Origin of the sequence: Streptomyces sp. WZ-12, assembly GCF_028898845.1 — a bacterium.
Classification (GTDB): Bacteria; Actinomycetota; Actinomycetes; order Streptomycetales; family Streptomycetaceae; genus Streptomyces.
This window is the reverse complement of record NZ_CP118574.1, coordinates 2,571,192-2,589,938: the sequence shown is the minus strand read 5'-3', so window position 1 is coordinate 2,589,938 and position 18,747 is coordinate 2,571,192. Positions and strand designations below refer to the sequence as shown.

Sequence of the window (18,747 nt, the reverse complement as noted above, 5' to 3'; positions counted from 1 at the left end):
TCGGGTGAATCCCCGGCCCCGGAGGGCCCGCCGCCGCAGCCCCATTCGGGACATTGCAGACACTCGGGCAGTTCAGCAGAGTCGCGAGGGCCGTCCAGGCGGAGGTTCGCCCATGAGCACACAGCAGGGACCACGGGGAGAGGCACCCGGAAACGGGCCGCTCGCGCCCCGCACCCGCACGCGCCGCGACCGCGGCGTGCTGCGGACGAAGAGCATCGAGCAGTCGATCCGGGACACCGAGGAGCCGGAGCACGCCCTCAAGAAGTCCCTCTCGGCGCTGGACCTGACCGTCTTCGGCGTCGGTGTGGTCATCGGCACCGGCATCTTCGTCCTCACCGGGAAGATCGCCAAGGAGCAGGCCGGCCCCGCCGTCGCCGTCTCGTTCGTCGTCGCCGGCGTGGTCTGCGCGCTGGCGGCGCTGTGCTACGCGGAGTTTGCCTCCACCGTGCCGGTCGCCGGCTCCGCCTACACCTTCGCCTACGCGTCCCTCGGTGAACTGCCCGCCTGGATCATCGGCTGGGACCTGATCCTCGAACTCGCCCTGGGCTGTGCGGTGGTGGCCGTCGGCTGGTCCGGCTATGTGCGCTCGCTGCTGGACTCCGCGGGGCTGCACGTGCCGCCGGCGCTCTCCGGCAGCCACGGCGGGCACTTCGGCTTCGACCTGCTCGCCTGCATCCTCGTCCTGGTCATCACGGCCGTCCTGGTGCTCGGCATGAAGCTCTCCTCCCGGGTGACGACGGTGGTCGTCGGCATCAAGGTGACCGTGGTGCTGCTGGTGATCATCGCCGGCTCGTTCTTCGTCACCGGGGCCAACTACCGGCCCTTCATCCCGCCGAGCAAACCCACCCCCGCCGGCGGCGGACTGGCCGCGCCGCTCTCCCAGTTGCTCTTCGGCCTCACCCCGTCCCACTTCGGCGTGATGGGCATCTTCGCCGCGGCCGCGGTGGTCTTCTTCGCCTTCATCGGCTTCGACATCGTGGCGACCGCGGCCGAGGAGACCCGTGTCCCGCAGCGCGACGTGCCGCGCGGCATCCTCGGCTCGCTGGCCATCTGCACCCTGCTCTACGTCGCCGTCTCCGTCGTCGTCACCGGCATGGAGAAGTACGACCGGCTCTCCGTCGACGCCCCGCTCGCCGACGCCTTCAAGCACGTCGGCCACCCCTTCTACGCGGGCCTGATCAGCTTCGGCGCGGCGGTCGGCCTGACGTCGGTCTGCATGATCCTGCTGCTCGGCCAGAGCCGGGTGTTCTTCGCGATGAGCCGGGACGGGCTGCTGCCCCAGGTCTTCTCCCGTGTGCACCCGAGGTTCGGCACCCCGCACCGGTCGACCATCGCCCTCGGCATCGTGGTCGCGGTGGTCGCCGGCTTCACCTCCATCGACGTGCTGGCCGAACTCGTCAACATCGGGACGCTGTTCGCCTTCGCCGTGGTCGCCATCGGCGTGGTCCTGCTCCGCCGCTCCCGCCCGGACCTGCCGCGCGCCTTCCGCACCCCGTTCGTCCCGGCGGTGCCGCTGCTGTCGGTGCTCGCCTCGTTCTGGCTGATGCTCAACCTGCCCGCCGAGACCTGGCTCCGCTTCGCGGTCTGGATGGCGGCCGGCTTCGTCCTCTACTTCGTCTACGGGCAGCGCCACAGCCGCCTCGCCAGCCGCCAGCGCCAGCGGGACGCGGCCGGCGCCCGACCGTAGCCCCTCGCCAACCGGGGGCGGCGCACGGACCCTCGCTGACCCCGCGCGGCCGCAGGCGCCGCGCTGCGCGACTACGAGGCGCCGGACCGTCCCGAGCCACCCCGAACCGCCCGCGGGCCCGTCACGCGGGCGCCCAGCGCCTGCACGCGCTGACGCAGCCCGCGGTCCGCGGTCACCACCAGGCAGTCCCGCCCCGCGCCCTCGTCGGCCACCAGCGCCACGATCGCGTCGTCGCCGCTGCCGTCCGCGGACACCGCCCGGACGCCCGGCACGGACGCCACCCCGCGCGCCGCGCCCTCCACCACCAAGACCAGTTCCAGCGGCGGTTCGACCAGCCCGGGCAGCCCCGTCGCGGCGTACTCGACCAGCGCGTCCCGCAGCCGCTCGGCGGCCCCGCGCCGGTCCCGCCACCAGCCGTCCGGCACCGAACCGACGACGTTCGCGGCATCGACGACGACCAAGGAATCCATGCCGCCAGCCTGCCACGCGCGGCGCCGCCGACCGCCCGCGCCCGGCACCCGAACGACGCGCGGACCGGCTCCACCGAGCCGGTCCGCGCGCCAACTTCCCCGCTGCGATGGTCCGTTACGCCGGAACGCTCGCGACCCCCGGAGCCAGGAACTTCTTCCCGGTCACCCGCTCGGAGACGCCCTCACGGTCCAGGTACGGCGTGATGCCGCCCAGGTGGAAGGGCCAGCCGGCGCCGGTGATCAGGCAGAGGTCGATGTCCTGCGCCTCGGCCACCACACCCTCGTCCAGCATCAGGCCGATCTCCTGCGCGACGGCGTCCAGCACCCGGTCGCGGACCTGCTCCTCGGTCAGCACCGCGTCGCCCTGCTTGAGCAGCGCGGCGACCTCCGGGTCCAACTCCGGCTTGCCGGAGTCGTAGACGTAGAAGCCGCGCTTGCCGGCCTCGACGACGGCCTTGAGGTTCGGGGAGACCGTGAAGCGCTCCGGGAAGGCGCCGTGCAGCGTCTCGGAGACGTGCAGGCCGATCGCCGGGCCGACCAGCTCCAGCAGCACCAGCGGGGACATCGGCAGCCCGAGCGGCTCGACGGCCTTCTCGGCGGTGGCGACCGGGGTGCCCTCGTCGATGACGTTCTGGATCTCGCCCATGAAGCGGGTCAGGATGCGGTTGACGACGAACGCCGGGGCGTCCTTCACCAACACCGCCGTCTTCTTCAGCGACTTGGCGACGGAGAAGGCGGTGGCCAGCGACGCGTCGTCGGTCTTCTCGGCCCGGACGATCTCCAGCAGCGGCAGGATCGCGACCGGGTTGAAGAAGTGGAAGCCCACGACCCGCTCGGGGTGCTTGAGCTTCGAGGCCATCTCGGTGACCGACAGCGAGGAGGTGTTGGTGGCGAGCACGGCGTGCTCCGGCACCACCGCCTCGACCTCCGCGAACACCTGCTGCTTGACGCCCATCTCCTCGAAGACGGCCTCAATGACGAAGTCCGCGTCGCCGAAGGCGGCGGCCTTGTCGAGGTGTCCGGAGACCAGGCCCTTGAGGCGGTTCGCCTTGTCCTGGTTGACCCGGCCCTTGAGCAGCAGCTTGTCGATCTCGCCGTGGACGTACCCGACGCCCTTGTCGATCCGGGCCTGGTCGATGTCGGTGAGGACGACCGGGACCTCCAGACGGCGGGCGAACAGCAGCGCCAACTGCGAGGCCATCAGGCCGGCGCCGACCACACCGACCTTGGTGACGGGACGGGCCAGCGACTTGTCCGGCGCGCCGGCCGGCCGCTTGGCGCGCTTCTGCACCAGGTTGAACGCGTAGATGCCGGAGCGCAGTTCGCCGCCCATGATGAGGTCGGCGAGCGCCTGGTCCTCGGCGTCGAAGCCCTGTCGCAGGTCGCCGTTCTTGGCGGCCGCGATGATGTCCAGCGCGCGGTAGGCGGCCGGGGCGGCGCCGTGCACCTTGCCGTCCGCGATCTCCTTGCCGCGCTGCACGGCCGCGTCCCACGCCTCGCCGCGGTCCACCTCGGTCCGGCTGACCTCGGTCTGCCCGGTCAGCACCGACGCGGTCCAGTCCAGCGACCGCTCCAGGAAGTCCGCGCCCTCGAACAGCGCGTCCGCGATGCCGAGGTCGAAGACCTGCTGGCCCTTGAGCTGCTTGTTCTGGTTGAGCGAGTTCTCGATGATCACCGAGATCGCCTTGTCCGCGCCGATGAGGTTCGGCAGCAGCGCGCAGCCGCCCCAGCCGGGCACCAGGCCGAGGAAGACCTCGGGCAGCGAGAAGGCCGGCAGCGCCTTGGAGACGGTGCGGTAGGTGCAGTGCAGACCGACCTCGACACCGCCGCCCATGGCCGCGCCGTTGTAGTACGCGAAGGTCGGCACGGCCAGCGCGGAGAGCCGCTTGAAGACGTCGTGGCCGCCCTTGCCGATGGCCAGCGCGTCCTCGTGCCGCTTGAGGAGCTCGACGCCCTTGAGGTCGGCGCCCACGGCGAAGATGAACGGCTTGCCGGTGATGCCGACACCGACGATCGCGCCGTCCGCCGCCTCCTTCTCCACCTGGTCGATGGCGACGTTGAGGTTCGCCAGCGACTGCGGTCCGAAGGTGGTCGGCTTGGTGTGGTCCAGGCCGTTGTCCAGCGTGATGAGCGCGAACCGGCCCGCGCCCTTGGGGAGGTCGAGGTGGCGCACGTGCGCCTGCGTCACGACCTCGTCGGGGAACAGCTCGGCCGCCCCCTTCAACAGCTCAGCGGTGGTGCTCACTTGCCTGCCCCCTCGAAGTGCGGGTTCTCCCAGATGACCGTGCCGCCCATGCCGAAGCCGACGCACATGGTGGTGATGCCGTAGCGGACCTCCGGCTGCTCCTCGAACTGCCGCGCGAGCTGCGTCATCAGGCGCACGCCGGACGACGCCAGCGGGTGGCCGAAGGCGATGGCGCCGCCGTACTGGTTGACCCGCGGGTCGTCGTCGTCGATGCCGTAGTGGTCGAGCAGCGAGAGCACCTGGACGGCGAACGCCTCGTTGATCTCGAACAGGCCGATGTCGTCGATCGTCAGACCGGCCTTGGCCAGCGCCTTCTGGGTCGCCGGGACCGGGCCGATGCCCATCACCTCGGGCTCGACGCCGGCGAACGCGTAGTCCACCAACCGCATCTTGACCGGCAGGCCCAGCTCGCGGGCGACGTCCTCGGCGGCGATCAGCGAGGCGGTGGCGCCGTCGTTGAGGCCGGCGGCGTTGCCCGCGGTGACCCGGCCGTGCGGGCGGAACGGGGTCTTCAGACCGGCGAGGTTCTCCAGCGTGGTGCCCGGGCGCATCGGCTCGTCGGCGGTGGCCAGGCCCCAACCGGTCTCGCCGCCCTCGGCGTTGGTGCGGCGCACCGAGATCGGCACCAGGTCGGCCTGGATCTTGCCGTCGGCGTACGCCTTCGCGGCCTTCTCCTGGCTGCGCACCGCGTACTCGTCGGCACGCTGCTTGGTGATCTGCGGCAGCCGGTCGTGGAGGTTCTCCGCCGTCATGCCCATGAACAGGGCGGACTGGTCGACCAACTTCTCGCTCACGAACCGCGGGTTGGGGTCCACGCCCTCGCCCATCGGGTGCCGCCCCATGTGCTCGACACCGCCGGCCACCGCGACGTCGTACGCACCCAAGGCCACCCCGCCGGCGATGCTGGTCACCGCGGTCATCGCGCCGGCGCACATCCGGTCGATGGAGAAGCCGGGCACCGACTGCGGCAGCCCCGCCAGGATGGCGGCGGTGCGGCCCAGGGTCAGTCCCTGGTCGCCGATCTGGGTGGTGGCGGCGAGGGCGACCTCGTCGATCTTGGCCGGGTCCAGGTCCGGGTTGCGGCGCAGCAGCTCCCGGATGCACTTGACGACCAGGTCGTCGGCGCGGGTCTCGTGGTAAATGCCCTTCGGGCCCGCCTTGCCGAACGGGGTGCGGACGCCGTCGACGAAGACGACGTCCCTAGCGGTACGAGGCACGTTGGCTCTCCTCCAGGTGCGGGATGGCACTGCTGCGGGCGCGCCCGGAGGACGCGTCACACCCACATGCTACTTACGGGTAACCATGCTGCACACCCCCCTCGCCGGGAGCGGTGAACGTCACACCGCCCACCGGCCGGAACCCTCCGGGCCCGGTGAACCGCGCGCGGCGGACCCCAAACGCGGAGCACGCCGGGAACGCCGACGGCCCCGACCGCGCCGTGGGGGCGCGGCCGGGGCCGTCGGTTGAGGGGCGTCGGGGCCCGCGTCAGGAGCTGTTGGTCTGCAGTGCCTCGGTGAGGAGCGGCGCGACCAGCTCGATCTGCCAGGGACGGGCGCCGTGTCCGGTGAGGACTTCGGCGACCGTCTCCGGGGTCGGGCCCGCCGGCGGCTCCCAGCACACCCGGCGCACGGTGTCCGGGGTGATGAGGTTCTCCTGAGGGAGGTTCAACTGCTCGGCGAGCGCCGTCACAGACGCGCGGGCGGCGGTCAGCCGGGCCGCCGCGGCGGGGTCCTTGTCGGCCCACGAGCGGGGCGGCGGCGGCCCGTTGAGCGGCTGGCCGGGCTGCGGAAGCTCGCTCTCCGGCAGCGCCCGGGCGCGGTCGACGGCGGCCTGCCACTGCTCAAGCTGACGCCGGCCCATCCGGTGCCCGAAACCGGAGAGTGCGGCCAGCGCATGGGCGTTGGGCGGGAGTTGGAGCGCGGCCTCGACGATCGCGGCGTCGCCGAGCACCTTGCCGGGCGAGACGTCGCGCCGCTGGGCGACCTGGTCGCGCAGCGTCCACAGCTCCCGCACGACCGCCATCTGCCGGCGCCGGCGCACCTTGTGCATCCCCGACGTGCGGCGCCAGGGGTCTTTGCGGGGCGGCGCCGGGGGAGCGGCCGCGATGGCCGCGAACTCCTGCCGGGCCCACTCCAACTTGCCCTGCCGGTCCAGCTCCTCCTCCAGCGCGTCGCGCAGGTCCACCAGCAGCTCGACGTCGAGCGCGGCGTAGCGCAGCCACGGCTCGGGCAGCGGGCGGGTGGACCAGTCGACGGCGGAGTGGCCCTTCTCCAGGGCGTAGCCGAGGACGTTCTCGACCATGGCGCCCAGGCCGACCCGGGCGAAGCCGGCCAGCCGCCCGGCCAGCTCGGTGTCGAAGATCCGGGCGGGGACCATCCCTATGTCGCGCAGACAGGGCAGGTCCTGGGTCGCGGCGTGCAGCACCCACTCGGCGTCGGTGATCGCCTGCCCCAGCGCGGCCAGGTCGGGGCAGCCGACCGGGTCGATCAGCACGCTGCCGGCACCCTCGCGGCGAAGCTGGACGAGATAGGCGCGCTGTCCGTAGCGGTAGCCGGAGGCGCGCTCGGCGTCCACCGCGACCGGTCCGTGGCCGGTGGCGAAGGCGGCGACGATATCGGCGAGCGCCTCGCCGCTGGCGGTCACCGGGGGGATGCCCTCACGGGGTTCCAGTAGGGGTACCGGCGCCGGTCGGGAATCCGGAGGTGATTCTCCGGGTGCTCGCAGTGTCATGTCTGCTGCGGTCTTTTGGGCGTCGGTCACCAGTCAAGGGTATCTGTGGATGCACGTCGCCCGTCGGGGGAATGTTCCCTCGACGGGCGAGACGGGTCGGGCGGCGGGGTTTTTCAGTGGATGATGCCGGTGCGCAGGGCGACCGCCACCATGCCGGCGCGGTCACCGGTGCCCAGCTTGCGGGCGATGCGCGCGAGGTGGCTCTTCACGGTCAGCGCCGACAGCCCCATCGAGACGCCGATGGCCTTGTTGGACTGGCCCTCCGCCACCAGCCGCAACACCTCCACCTCGCGCCCGGAGAGCTCGCGGTAGCCGCCGGGGTGCCCCGGGGCGCCGGGCGGACGGCGCTGCATCCGGGCCGCGTTGGCGCCGATCGGCGTGGCGCCCGGCCGGCCCGGCAGGCCCAGGTTGGTGCGGGTGCCGGTGACGACGTAGCCCTTGACGCCGCCGGCGAGTGCGTTGCGCACCGCGCCGATGTCGTCGGCGGCGGACAGCGCCAGGCCGTTGGGCCAGCCGGCCGCCCGGGTCTCGGACAGCAGGGTCAGGCCGGAGCCGTCGGGAAGGTGGACGTCGGCCACGCAGATGTCGCGCGGGTTGCCGACGCGGGGACGGGCCTCCGCGATGGACGACGCCTCGATCACGTCACGCACGCCGAGGGCCCACAGGTGACGGGTGACGGTGGAGCGGACGCGAGGGTCGGCCACGACGACCATGGCGGTCGGCTTGTTCGGGCGGTAGGCGACCAGGCTCGAAGGCTGCTCAAGGAGAACTGACACCGGGCCTCCTGGGGAGTGGCGGGGACGGAAGCCGACTGGGGAAAGCCGGAATGATCCGTGTTTGAAGGGTCACTGACCTCTTCGGCAGCAATCCGGCGGGACTTTAGAGTTTGATCACGATTTAGTTAGGGGCAATTCGGGCAAATCGGATGCGTGAGCGATCAAGGTGGGCACGAGTGCGCATCGAGGTGATCACAGGCGTACGCGATGCCGTCCGGAAGCGGAAGCGACGAATCGACAAGGTGCCGCGCCCCCGGACCGTCCGGGGGCGCGGCACCTTGTCGATTCGTCGTCGGGGACGGCCCGTCAGCGGGTCTGCGGGCCGCGGCGCTGCGGCAGCGCCACCACCCCGCCGCGCGGCGCCGGCTCCGGGGCCGGCGGCAACCCCGCCACCTGGCACAACAGGTCGCACCACGCCGCCAGGTGCGCCGCGAGGTCGGGCACCCCGCCCGGCCCCTCGGCCGGCGTCCACGACGCCCGGATCTCGATCTGGGTCGCCGGCTCTCGCGCCGCCAGCTCGCCGAAGTAGTGCGAACCGGCCCGGGTGACCGTGCCGCTCGGCGCGCCGTAGTGGACCCCGCGCGCCTCCAGCGCACCCGTCAGCCAGGACCAGGACACCTCCGGCAGCAGCGGGTCGGTGCCCATCTCCGGTTCCAACTCCGCGCGGGCCAGCGTCACCACCCGGAACGTGCCGTGCCAGGTCTCGTCGCCGGCCGGCTGGTGCAGCACCACCAACCGGCCGTCCGCCAGGTCCCGGTCCTCGCCGTCCGGGCCCGCCCCGCGCTCGACGACCGCGGCCTCCAGCGCGTAGGCATACGGGGCAAGCCGTTTCGGTGCGGGTGTCGGGCTGGTCTCGATCTCCGGCCGCAGCCGTGCCGCGCGGAGCGCCTCGACCGCCTGACGGAAGGGGATCGGGGTCTCGTCCGCGCTGTCCGCGAGGTGTTCTTGAGCCGCAGCCATGCCCGGAAGGGTAGGCGGAAGACGGCGCTCATACGGGGAGGACACCCGGTGCGCGCGTCGCCCATTCGGAGGTGTCCCGGGGCGCGTGCGAAGATTTGCCGCGTGAGTGCCAACGACGCCCTTACGGGCCACCCGCAGACCGCGACGTACGACTCGGCCTTCCTCAAGGCGTGCCGGCGCGAGCCGGTGCCGCACACGCCGGTGTGGTTCATGCGTCAGGCCGGGCGCTCGCTCCCCGAGTACCGCAAGGTCCGCGAGGGCGTCGCGATGCTGGACTCCTGCATGCGGCCCGAGTTGGTCACCGAGATCACGCTCCAGCCCGTGCGCCGGCACGGCGTCGACGCCGCCATCTACTTCAGCGACATCGTGGTGCCGCTGAAGGCCATCGGCATCGACCTCGACATCAAGCCGGGCGTCGGCCCGGTCGTCGAGAACCCCATCCGCAGCCGCGCCGACCTGGAGCGGCTGCGCCCGTTGGAGCCCGGCGACGTCCCCTACGTCACCGAGGCCATCGGCCTGCTCACCCGCGAGCTCGGCGGCACCCCGCTGATCGGCTTCGCCGGCGCCCCGTTCACGCTCGCCAGCTATCTCGTCGAGGGCGGCCCGTCCCGCAACCACGAGCACACCAAGGCCCTGATGTACGGCGACCCGCAGTTGTGGGCCGACCTGCTGGACCGGCTCGCGGACATCACCGCCGCCTTCCTCAAGGTGCAGATCGAGGCCGGCGCCAGCGCCGTCCAGCTCTTCGACTCCTGGGTCGGCGCGCTCGCCCCGGCCGACTACCGGCGCTCCGTGATGCCCGCCTCCGCGAAGGTCTTCGACGCGGTCGCCTCCTACGGCGTCCCGCGGATCCACTTCGGCGTCGGCACCGGCGAACTCCTCGGCCTGCTGGGCGAGGCCGGCGCGGACGTGGTCGGCGTCGACTGGCGGGTCCCGCTGGACGAGGCGGCCCGCCGGGTCGGCCCCGGCAAGGCGCTCCAGGGCAACATCGACCCGGCGGTGCTCTTCGCCCCGCGCGAGGCCGTCGAGACCAAGGCCCGCGAGGTCCTGGACGCCGCCGCCGGCCTGGAAGGCCACGTCTTCAACCTCGGCCACGGCGTGCTGCCCACCACCGACCCGGACGCCCTGACCCGGCTCGTGGAGTACGTCCACACCCAGACCGCGCGCTGAGGCGGGCCGCGGCCGGGACCGTCAGTGAGTCCCGGCCGCCCGCACCGCCGCGTCCGCCTTGCGGGCCGCGACCAGCACCGGGTCCCAGACCGGCGAGAACGGCGGGGCGTAGCCCAGGTCCAGGGCGGTCATCTGAGTGACCGTCATCCCCGCGGTGAGCGCCACGGCGGCGATGTCCACCCGCTTCCCGGCGCCCTCGCGCCCGACGATCTGCACCCCGAGCAGCCGCCCCGTACGGCGCTCGGCGAGCATCTTGACGTGCATCGGGCGGGCGCCGGGGTAGTAGCCGGCGCGGCTGGTGGACTCGATGGTGACGCTGACGTACCGCAGCCCCGCGGCCCGGGCCTGGCTCTCCAGCAACCCGGTGCGGGCGATCTCCAGGTCGCAGACCTTGCTGACGGCGGTGCCGACGACCCCGGGGAACGTCGCATAGCCGCCGGCCACGTTGGCGCCGATGACCTGGCCGTGCTTGTTGGCGTGGGTGCCCAGCGCGATGTGCCGGTACTCGCCGGTGAGCAGATCGCGTACCTCGATGCAGTCACCGCCCGCCCAGATGTGGTCCTGACCGGACACCCGTAGTGCCAGATCCGTGCGCAGGCCCCCGGACGCGCCCAGCGGCAGCCCGGCCGCCTCGGCCAGGGTGGTCTCCGGGCGGACGCCCAGGCCCAGCACGACCACGTCAGCCGGGTACTCGGCGTCCTCCGTCACCACCGCGCGGGCCCCGCCGTCCGCGCCGGTCAGCACGCCGGTGACCCGCGCGCCGGTCACCACCTCGACGCCCATCTCACACATCGCGGCGCGCACCAGTGCCCCCATGTCCGGGTCGAGCGTGGACATCGGTTGGGCGGCCTGGTCCAGCACCGTCACCTCGAAGCCGCGGTGGATCAGCGCCTCGGCCATCTCCACGCCGATGTAGCCGGCGCCGATCACCACCGCCCGCGGGCCCGGCGCCCCCTGGAGGCCCCGTAGCAGCGCCTGCCCGTCGTCCAGCGTCTGCACCCCGTACACGCCCGGCGCGTCGATGCCCGGGAGCGGCGGGCGGATCGGGCGCGCCCCGGTGGCCAGCACCAGTGCGTCGAAGCCGGTCCACGACTCGCGGCCGCCGTCCTCCAGGTCCCGGCAGCGCACCCGGCCGCGGTCCAGGTCGAGTTCGACGACCTCGGTGCGCATCCGGAGGTCGATGTCCCGGGCCCGGTGCTCCTTGGCAGTCCGGGCGATCAGGGCGTCCGGCCCCGCCACCTCGCCGCCCACCCAATACGGGATGCCGCAGGCGGAGTACGAGGTGAAGTGGCCGCGCTCGAAGGCCGTGATGGTCAGCTCGTCCGGGCCCTTCAGCCGACGCGCCTGCGAGGCGGCGGACATCCCCGCCGCATCGCCGCCGACGACCACCAGTCGCTCCGCCATCCTCACCACGTCCTCTCGCTCGCCCTCGTCGGCGTTGTCGTCCTCGTCCTCGGCCCATGATCGTGCGGCGGCGCTCCGGGGCGCGGGACCGGCGCCGGTGGCCGGTTCAGAACGGGTACGGGGCCGGGGTCGCGCGCACCGTCGTCCAGCGGGTCTCGGTGAACGCGTCGAGGTTGGCCTCGCCGCCGAAGCGGGAGCCGGTCCCGGAGTCGGCCAACCCGCCGAAGGCGGCCACCGGTTCGTCGTTGACGGTCTGGTCGTTGATGTGCAGCAGGCCGGTGGGGATCCGGTCGGCGAGCTCCAGGGCGCGGGCCACGTCGCGGGTGACGATGCCCAGTGCCAGCCCGTAGGAGGACTCGTTCGCCAGTGCCACCGCCTCGTCGAGGGAGCCGAAGGCGCGGACCGGCGCCACCGGGCCGAAGACCTCCTGGCCGTACGCGGGGGAGGCGCCCACCGGACTCGGCCCGGCCGACGGGCCCGCGTCGGCGAGGACCGTCGGCCGGTAGAACAGCTCCTGGTGGGTGCCGCCGGCGGCGATCCGCACACCGGCCGCGGCGCTCTCCCGGACCAGCGCGTCGATCTTGTCGAGCTGCCCGCGGTCGATGACCGGGCCGAGGTGGACCTGGGCGCGGAACGGGTCGCCGACGGTCAGCTCGTCCGCCTTCGCGGCCAGCCGCGCCACGTACTCGTCGTAGAGCGAGGCGTGGACGAGGTGCCGGCCGGCGGTCATGCAGACCTGGCCCTGGTGGAAGAACGAGGCCCAGGCGGCGGTGGGCATCGCGGCGTCCAGATCGGCGTCGTCCAGCACCAAGAAGGCGCTGTTGCCGCCCAGTTCGAGATGGGCGCGCTTGAGGTGCTGCGCGGCCAGCGCGCCGACGCTGCGGCCGGCCGCGGTCGAGCCGGTGAAGGAGATGATCCGCACCCGCGGGTCCTCGACCAGCGCCCGCCCGGCGTCCGCGCCGCCGGGCAGCACGTGCAACAGCCCGGCCGGCAGCCCGGCCTCGGCGAACACCGCCGCCAGGACGTGACCGCCGCACACCGCCGTCCGCGGGTCGGGCTTGAGCACCACCGCGTTGCCGAGCGCCAGCGCCGGGGCGACGGACCGGACGGCGAGCACCAACGGGACGTTGAACGGGGCGATCACGCCGACCACGCCGGCCGGGACCCGCGTGGTGTACGACAGCCGCGGCGCGCCCGAGGGCAGCACCTGGCCGAGCGGACGGTGGGCCAGCGCCGCGGCCTCGTAGCACTCCTCGGCCGTGGTGCGGATCTCGAACTCCGCCTTGCCCCGGACGCTGCCGGCCTCCCGGACCAGCCACTCGGCGATCTCCTCGGCATGCCGGTGGACGAGGTCGCCGGCCCGCCGCAGCACCGCGGCCCGCTCCGCGTACGGTCTGCGCGCCCAGTCCCGCTGGGCCGCCGCGGCGGCGTCGGCGGCGTCCGCGACATCGGCGGGCGCGGCCAGGGTCAGCTCCGCCAGCGCCCGGCCCGTCGCGGGCTCCACCGCCTCGGCCGGGCCGCCGCGCAGGGAGCGCCAGTCCTTGGAATCGAGCAGGGCCATCGCGCCAACCTCCGGGAGAACGAAGACTGTTGAGTGGTCAACGAGTGTGCCCCATGGCGGCGGAGCGCGCCCGCCGGACGGCGATCGGGCGGGCGGCCCGACCCGTTAGCGCTCCAACACCATCGCCAACCCCTGCCCCACGCCGATGCACAGCGCGGCCAGGCCGGTGCCCGAACCCCGCGCGGCGAGCTGGTGGGCGACCGCGCCGGCGAGCCGGGCCCCGGAGGCGCCCAGCGGGTGCCCGATGGCGATCGCACCGCCGCGCGGATTGACCACCGTGGGGTCGAGTTCCGGCCACTCGGCGAGGCAGCCCAACGCCTGGGCCGCGAACGCCTCGTTGAGCTCGCAGACCGCCAGCTCGCCGAAGCCCCGCCCGGCCCGGCCCAGCGCCCGCCGGACCGCCTCCACCGGGCCGAGCCCGAACAACTGCGGCTCGATGCCGGACACCGCGCTCGCCCGGATACGGGCCAGCGGCTCCCGCCCGGTGGCCCGCAGCCCCTCCTCGCTCACCAACAGGAGCGCGGCCGCGCCGTCGTTCAAGGGGGAGGAGTTCCCGGCGGTGACCGTGCCCCGCTCGGTGCGGAAGGCCGGCTTCAGCTTGGAGAGCGCCTCCAGGGAGGAGTTCTCCCGGACCGTCTCGTCCCGGGCCAGATCCACCCCCGGCAGCGGCACCACCTCGGCGTCGTAGTCGCCGGCCGCCCAGGCACGCACCGCCTTCTGGTGACTGGCCAGCGCGAACACGTCCTGCTGTTCCCGGCTGAGGTCGTGCCGGTCGGCGATCAACTCGGCGCCCTCGCCCAGCGACACCGTCCACTCCGGTGCCATCTTGGGGTTGACCATCCGCCAGCCCAGCGTCGAGGAGAACATCTCCTGATGGCCCGCGGGAAAGGCCCGGTCCGGCTTGCGCAGCACGTACGGAGCGCGGCTCATCGACTCCACGCCGCCGGCCACCGCGATCTCGGCGTCGCCGTGCGCGACGGCCCGGGACGCCTGGATGACGGCCTCCAGCCCGGACCCGCACAGTCGGTTGACGGTCACGCCCGGCACGCTCACCGGGAGCCCCGCCAACAGCCCCGCCATACGGGCCACGTTGCGGTTGTCCTCGCCCGCACCGTTGGCGTCGCCGAAGTAGACGTCGTCGATCCGGGCCGGGTCGAGGTCCGGGGTGCGGTCCACCAGAGCGCGCACCACATGGGCGGCGAGGTCGTCGGGGCGCACCCCGGCGAGCGCGCCCCCGTATTTGCCGACGGGAGTCCGTACCGCGTCGACGACGTAGACGTCCCGTACGGCGTCCGGTAGGTGTGGCTCGGTCATCAGGCTGTGTCCTCGCTGTCTTCGCTCATCCTCGCGGTACCGGCTCGGCGGCCGGGCGGTACGAAGATCGCCACCCGCCGCACCGAGTCTTTGCCCGGCACCGCCCGGTGTCAACGGGGCGACCGGCCAGCCTCGGGGGAGCGGCCGGGTACCGGGCGGGGGGCCTGCCCGGCGTGAACCGGGGGCGGGGAGGGCCGGCTGGGTCCCGTAGGCGCGCGGCCGTTCCCTCCTCCCCGTAGGCGGCCGCCGGAGCGTGCGGTAACCGGGCGGCCCCAAGTGGCCGGAACGCGACGCCGGTTGGGCGGGCGTGGCGGAGGTGGGGTGCCGTTCGGCAGCCGAAGGGGCCGCGACCCGGAGGCCCGGCAACGGCGTCCGAACGGCCCGGCTCCGGGAGGGCCGAACGGCCTCTGAGAGAGTGGAGGACATGAGCACAGCGCACAGCGGTACGGACCGGGTGCCCGGTCATGTCCTGGTCATCGGCGGCGGGATCGCGGGCCTGGCCGCCGCGCACCGGCTGCTCCAGGGCGGGGCCCGGGTGACCCTGCTGGAGGCGTCCGGGCGGCTCGGCGGCAAGCTGCTGGCCGGCGACGTCGCCGGCGTCCCGGTCGACCTCGGCGCCGAGTCGATGCTGGCCCGGCGCCCCGAGGCGGTCGACCTGGCGCGGGCCGTGGGCCTCGGCGACCGGCTCCAGCCGCCCGGCACCGCCACCGCCTCCCTGTGGACCCGCGGCGCGCTGCGCCCCATGCCCAAGGGCCATGTGATGGGCGTCCCCGGTGACCTGGCGCCGCTGACCGCCTCCGGCGTGCTCTCCCCGGAGGGCCTGGCCCGCATCGAGGAGGACCGGACGCTGCCGACGACCGACGCCGGCGCCGACGTCGGGGTCGGCGAGTACGTCGCCGCCCGGCTCGGCCGCGAGGTCGTCGACCGGCTCGTCGAGCCGCTGCTCGGCGGGGTCTACGCGGGCGACGCGTACCGCATCTCGATGCGCGCCGCCGTCCCGCAGCTCTTCGAGGCGGCGCGGCGCGGCGGCTCGCTGATCGAGGGCGTGCGGGCCCTCCCGGAGCGCGCCGCGGCCGCCGCCCCCGGGGGGCCGGCCAACGGCCCGGTCTTCATGGGCATCGCCGGCGGCATCGGGACCCTGCCCGGCGCGGTCGCGGGCGCGGTCCGCCGCGCCGGCGGCGAGATCCTGCTGGACACGCCCGTGCACGAGCTGCGTTGGACCGGCCAGGACGGCTGGCGGGCCCGGGCCGGGGACCGCACGCTCACCGCCGACGCGGTGGTCCTGGCCGCGCCGGCACCGGCCGCGGCCCGCCTGCTCCGCGCCGACTGCCCGGTCGCCGCCGACGCCCTGGACCCCGTCGAGTACGCCTCGATGGCGCTGGTCACCATGGCCTTCCGGCGCGCCGACCTGGCCGCCGTCCCCAGTGGCAGCGGCTTCCTCGTCCCGCCCGTTGACGGCCACCGCATCAAGGCGTCCACCTTCGCCAGCCACAAGTGGAACTGGATCGCCGAGGCCGACCCGGACCTCTTCGTGCTCCGCACCTCCCTGGGCCGCCACGGCGACGAGGCCGACCTGGCCCGCGACGACGACGCACTGGTCAAGCTCTCCCTGACCGACCTCGGCGAGGCGGTCGGCCTGGCCGCCCGCCCGGTGGCCACCGCCGTCACCCGCTGGACCGGCGGGCTGCCGCAGTACGCCGTCGGCCACGTGGACCGGGTCGCGCGCATCCGCACCGCGGTCGCCGGCCTGCCCGGCCCGCTGCGGGTCTGCGGCGCGCTCTACGACGGCGTCGGCATCCCGGCCTGCATCTCCTCCGCCCACCGGGCCGCCGACGAGCTCCTCCCGACCCTGACGCCGGACGCCGCCGGCAGCGAGTGAGAATGGACGACATGACAGACGTTTCCGCCCCCGCCTCCGACAAGATCCCCAACGCCGGCAAGAAGGCCAAGGACCTCAACGAGGTCATCCGCTACACCCTCTGGTCGGTCTTCAAGCTGCGCGACGTCCTCCCCGAGGACCGGTCCGGCTACGCCGACGAGGTCGAGGAGCTGTTCGCCCAGCTCGCCGCCAAGGACGTGGTCATCCGCGGCACCTACGACCTCTCCGGCCTGCGCGCCGACGCCGACGTGATGATCTGGTGGCACGCGGAGAACTCCGACGACCTCCAGGAGGCGTACAACCGCTTCCGCCGCACCCGCCTGGGCCGCGCGCTCGCGCCGGTGTGGTCGAACATGGCGCTGCACCGCCCCGCCGAGTTCAACAAGTCGCACATCCCGGCCTTCCTGGCCGACGAGCACGCCCGCGACTACGTGAGCGTCTACCCCTTCGTGCGCTCCTACGACTGGTACCTCCTCCCCGACGAGGACCGCCGCCGGATGCTCGCCGACCACGGCAAGATGGCCCGCGGCTTCCCCGACGTCCGCGCCAACACCGTCGCCTCCTTCTCGCTCGGCGACTACGAGTGGATCCTCGCCTTCGAGGCCGACGAACTGCACCGCATCGTCGACCTGATGCGCCACCTGCGCGCCTCCGAGGCCCGCCGGCACGTCCGCGAGGAGATCCCCTTCTACACCGGTCGCCGCAAGCCGGTCGCCGAGCTGATCGCCGGCCTGGCCTGACCGACCGCACACCCCGGAAACACCGCCGCACGGGCCGCCCCCTCGTCAGGGGGCGGCCCGTGCGGCGGTGACTCTCCGGGGTGCCGGCTACTTCTTCCCCTTCATCTGCTGCACCAGCGCCGGCCGGGAGCGCCGCAGCGCCTGCCCCGGCACCGGCTCGGCCCGCGGACCGCAGTACACCCGGTGCCCGGGGACCCTCCCGCGCAGCAGGTACGTCTCGACGTAGGCGTTCACGCAGGCGTTGTCGCCGAGCGCGATGCCGTGGGTGCCCGCGCCCCGCTCGGTGACCAACGACGAGCCCGGCAGCCGCCGTTGGAGCTCTAGCGCGCCCGTGTACGGCGTCGCCGCGTCCCGCTCGGCGGCCAGCAGCAGCACCGGCGGCAGCGCGCCCGGCTCGGTGCGGATGTCGAGCGGGCCGTGCTGGCCGTGCAGCGCGTCGTTGAGGTCGGTGGCGGCGACCTGCTGGGAGGCGTCGGCCAGTTCACTGCCGGACGGGGAGCCCTCGGTGGCCCGGTCGGCGGTGGTGCGGGCCGCGTCCTCGACGCCCTGGGCCGCCGACTGCCGGTGGTCCGGCCAGAACGCGCACGGCAGGTTCATCCAGACGTTGTCCCAGGTCTCGAACGGCGCGGTGCGGGCCAGCACGGTGTTGTCCCGGTCCCAGATGCGCCAATCGCGCGGCCAGGTCGCGTCGTTGCACTCGACGGCCGTGTAGACGGCGTTGGAGTTCTCCTCGGCCTTGGCGTCGCCGCCGGGCAGGGCCTGGGCGATCAGCGGCTTGGCGTCGCCGTGCAGGTACTTCGACAGCGCATCGGCGCGCATCGGCCAGAACGCGTCGTTGTAGCCGGTCTTGAGGAACGCCGACTGGAGCTGGCCCGGGCCGATCTTGCCGTTGACCGGCTTGTCGCGCAGTCGCTCGGTGGCGCTGTCGTAGGAGCGCTGCACGGCCTGCGGGGTGTCGCCCAGGCGGTAGGTGGCGTGGTGCTTGGCGACCCAGCGCAGCCAGTCGCCCCAGCGCCGCTCGAAGGCGCTGCTCTGGTCGAGGTTGTTGCGGTACCAGATCTGCCGGGGCTCGGGGTTGACCACGCTGTCGAAGACCATCCGGCGGACGTGGCCGGGGAAGAGCGTCGCGTAGATCGCCCCGAAGTACGTCCCGTAGGACGCGCCCATGAACGTCAGCTTCTTCTCGCCGAGCGCCGCCCGCAGCATGTCCAGGTCCCGCGCGTTGTTGACCGAGTTGTAGAACGGCAGGTCGGCGCCGGCCCGTTGGGCGCAGCCGCGGGCGTACGCCTTCGCCTCCGCGACCTTCTTCCGCTTGAAGGCGGTGCTGGGGAAGTGCGGGCTGTCGGTGGGTGCCTGGGCGTACGTCTTCGGGTCCTGGCAGGACAGCGGATCGCTGGGCGCCACCCCGCGCGGCGCGTAGCCGACGAAGTCGTAGGCGCGGGCGGACCGGCGCCAGGTCGGCAGCGCCCCGTAGAGCGGGAACTGCATGCTGGAGGCGCCCGGGCCACCGGGGTTGAAGACCAGCGCGCCCTGCCGCTCGTGGGGCGCGGTGGCCCGGGCCCGGCTGACCATCAGCTTGATCTTCTTGCCGTTGGGGCGCGCGTAGTCGAGCGGCACGGTGAGGGTGGCGCACTCGACGGCGGACGGGAGGTGCTCCACGGCGGCGCACCGGCCGAAGGCGAGCGGGTGGACGGGGGCGGGGGGCGCCGCCGGGTCGTGGACGGCACCGCCGGCCGGTGGGGAGGCGAGGCCGGTCAGGACCAGCGACCCGAGGGCGCCGTACAACGCAAGTGCTCTCACGAGCCGTCCCT

The 18,747-nt window shown here is 73.6% G+C and carries 13 protein-coding genes and 1 pseudogene; 4 read left to right on the top strand and 10 right to left on the bottom strand.

What is annotated here, in order from left to right:
• Positions 1 to 112 precede the first annotated feature (112 nt).
• Positions 113 to 1,687, top strand: a complete 1,575-nt coding sequence (locus PV796_RS10830) for an amino acid permease (protein ID WP_274912740.1) — start codon at positions 113 to 115, stop codon at positions 1,685 to 1,687.
• 71 nt (positions 1,688 to 1,758) lie between these two features.
• On the opposite strand, the gene PV796_RS10825 is transcribed toward PV796_RS10830, so the two are convergent.
• The 6 genes from PV796_RS10825 to PV796_RS10800 form a co-directional block, all read right to left on the bottom strand.
• Positions 1,759 to 2,157, bottom strand: coding sequence for an NTP pyrophosphohydrolase (locus PV796_RS10825; protein WP_274912739.1), 399 nt, complete (start codon positions 2,155 to 2,157; stop codon positions 1,759 to 1,761).
• A 115-nt stretch (positions 2,158 to 2,272) separates the two neighbouring features.
• A complete protein-coding gene (locus PV796_RS10820) occupies positions 2,273 to 4,402 on the bottom strand; it encodes a 3-hydroxyacyl-CoA dehydrogenase NAD-binding domain-containing protein (RefSeq protein WP_274912738.1) in 2,130 nt (709 codons plus the stop codon).
• Positions 4,399 to 5,619, bottom strand: coding sequence for a thiolase family protein (locus PV796_RS10815; protein ID WP_274912737.1), 1,221 nt, complete (start codon positions 5,617 to 5,619; stop codon positions 4,399 to 4,401). Before PV796_RS10815 ends, PV796_RS10820 begins: the two co-directional genes overlap by 4 nt.
• A gap of 268 nt (positions 5,620 to 5,887) precedes the next feature.
• On the bottom strand, positions 5,888 to 7,162 hold the full coding sequence (locus PV796_RS10810) for a ribonuclease D (protein WP_274912736.1): 1,275 nt from the start codon (positions 7,160 to 7,162) through the stop codon (positions 5,888 to 5,890).
• Between the two features lie 83 nt (positions 7,163 to 7,245).
• Positions 7,246 to 7,908, bottom strand: coding sequence for a response regulator transcription factor (locus tag PV796_RS10805; RefSeq protein WP_274912735.1), 663 nt, complete (start codon positions 7,906 to 7,908; stop codon positions 7,246 to 7,248).
• A 306-nt stretch (positions 7,909 to 8,214) separates the two neighbouring features.
• Positions 8,215 to 8,868, bottom strand: coding sequence for a DUF3000 domain-containing protein (locus PV796_RS10800; RefSeq protein ID WP_274912734.1), 654 nt, complete (start codon positions 8,866 to 8,868; stop codon positions 8,215 to 8,217).
• Positions 8,869 to 8,970: 102 nt separating this feature from the next.
• Between PV796_RS10800 and hemE the strand changes: the two genes are divergently transcribed.
• Positions 8,971 to 10,038 carry a uroporphyrinogen decarboxylase gene (gene hemE, locus PV796_RS10795; RefSeq protein ID WP_274912733.1) on the top strand — a complete coding sequence of 356 codons (1,068 nt, stop codon included), beginning with the start codon at positions 8,971 to 8,973 and terminating at the stop codon, positions 10,036 to 10,038.
• 21 nt (positions 10,039 to 10,059) lie between these two features.
• On the opposite strand, the gene PV796_RS10790 is transcribed toward hemE, so the two are convergent.
• From PV796_RS10790 to PV796_RS10780, 3 genes are all read right to left on the bottom strand, one after another.
• Positions 10,060 to 11,442, bottom strand: a complete 1,383-nt coding sequence (locus tag PV796_RS10790; protein WP_274912732.1) for an FAD-dependent oxidoreductase — start codon at positions 11,440 to 11,442, stop codon at positions 10,060 to 10,062.
• A gap of 106 nt (positions 11,443 to 11,548) precedes the next feature.
• The gene (locus PV796_RS10785; protein WP_274912731.1) at positions 11,549 to 13,003 is read right to left on the bottom strand and encodes an aldehyde dehydrogenase family protein; all 1,455 of its coding nucleotides are present in this window, start codon (positions 13,001 to 13,003) and stop codon (positions 11,549 to 11,551) included.
• Positions 13,004 to 13,108: 105 nt separating this feature from the next.
• Complete coding sequence (locus PV796_RS10780; RefSeq protein ID WP_274912730.1) at positions 13,109 to 14,317, bottom strand: thiolase family protein; 1,209 nt, start codon at positions 14,315 to 14,317, stop codon at positions 13,109 to 13,111.
• A 388-nt stretch (positions 14,318 to 14,705) separates the two neighbouring features.
• On the opposite strand from PV796_RS10780, the pseudogene hemG reads away from it, so the two are divergent.
• Positions 14,706 to 16,196 (top strand): annotated as a pseudogene (gene hemG / locus PV796_RS10775) (protoporphyrinogen oxidase); the annotation flags it as partial.
• 2 nt (positions 16,197 to 16,198) lie between these two features.
• Complete coding sequence (hemQ, locus tag PV796_RS10770) at positions 16,199 to 16,936, top strand: hydrogen peroxide-dependent heme synthase (protein ID WP_274912729.1); 738 nt, start codon at positions 16,199 to 16,201, stop codon at positions 16,934 to 16,936.
• Positions 16,937 to 17,023: 87 nt separating this feature from the next.
• Here the strand turns inward: hemQ and PV796_RS10765 are convergent, their stop codons facing one another.
• Positions 17,024 to 18,736, bottom strand: coding sequence for an alpha/beta hydrolase (locus PV796_RS10765; protein WP_274912728.1), 1,713 nt, complete (start codon positions 18,734 to 18,736; stop codon positions 17,024 to 17,026).
• Positions 18,737 to 18,747: the final 11 nt, after the last annotated feature.

Excerpts from the sequence above, each read along its gene's own strand:
- PV796_RS10830 (WP_274912740.1), top strand. The coding sequence starts at position 113 with ATGAGCACACAGCAGGGACCACGGGGAGAGGCACCCGGAAACGGGCCG.
- PV796_RS10825 (WP_274912739.1), bottom strand. The coding sequence starts at position 2,157 with ATGGATTCCTTGGTCGTCGTCGATGCCGCGAACGTCGTCGGTTCGGTG.
- PV796_RS10800 (WP_274912734.1), bottom strand. The coding sequence starts at position 8,868 with ATGGCTGCGGCTCAAGAACACCTCGCGGACAGCGCGGACGAGACCCCG.
- PV796_RS10790 (WP_274912732.1), bottom strand. The coding sequence starts at position 11,442 with ATGGCGGAGCGACTGGTGGTCGTCGGCGGCGATGCGGCGGGGATGTCC.
- PV796_RS10785 (WP_274912731.1), bottom strand. The coding sequence starts at position 13,003 with ATGGCCCTGCTCGATTCCAAGGACTGGCGCTCCCTGCGCGGCGGCCCG.
- PV796_RS10780 (WP_274912730.1), bottom strand. The coding sequence starts at position 14,317 with ATGACCGAGCCACACCTACCGGACGCCGTACGGGACGTCTACGTCGTC.
- hemQ (WP_274912729.1), top strand. The coding sequence starts at position 16,199 with ATGGACGACATGACAGACGTTTCCGCCCCCGCCTCCGACAAGATCCCC.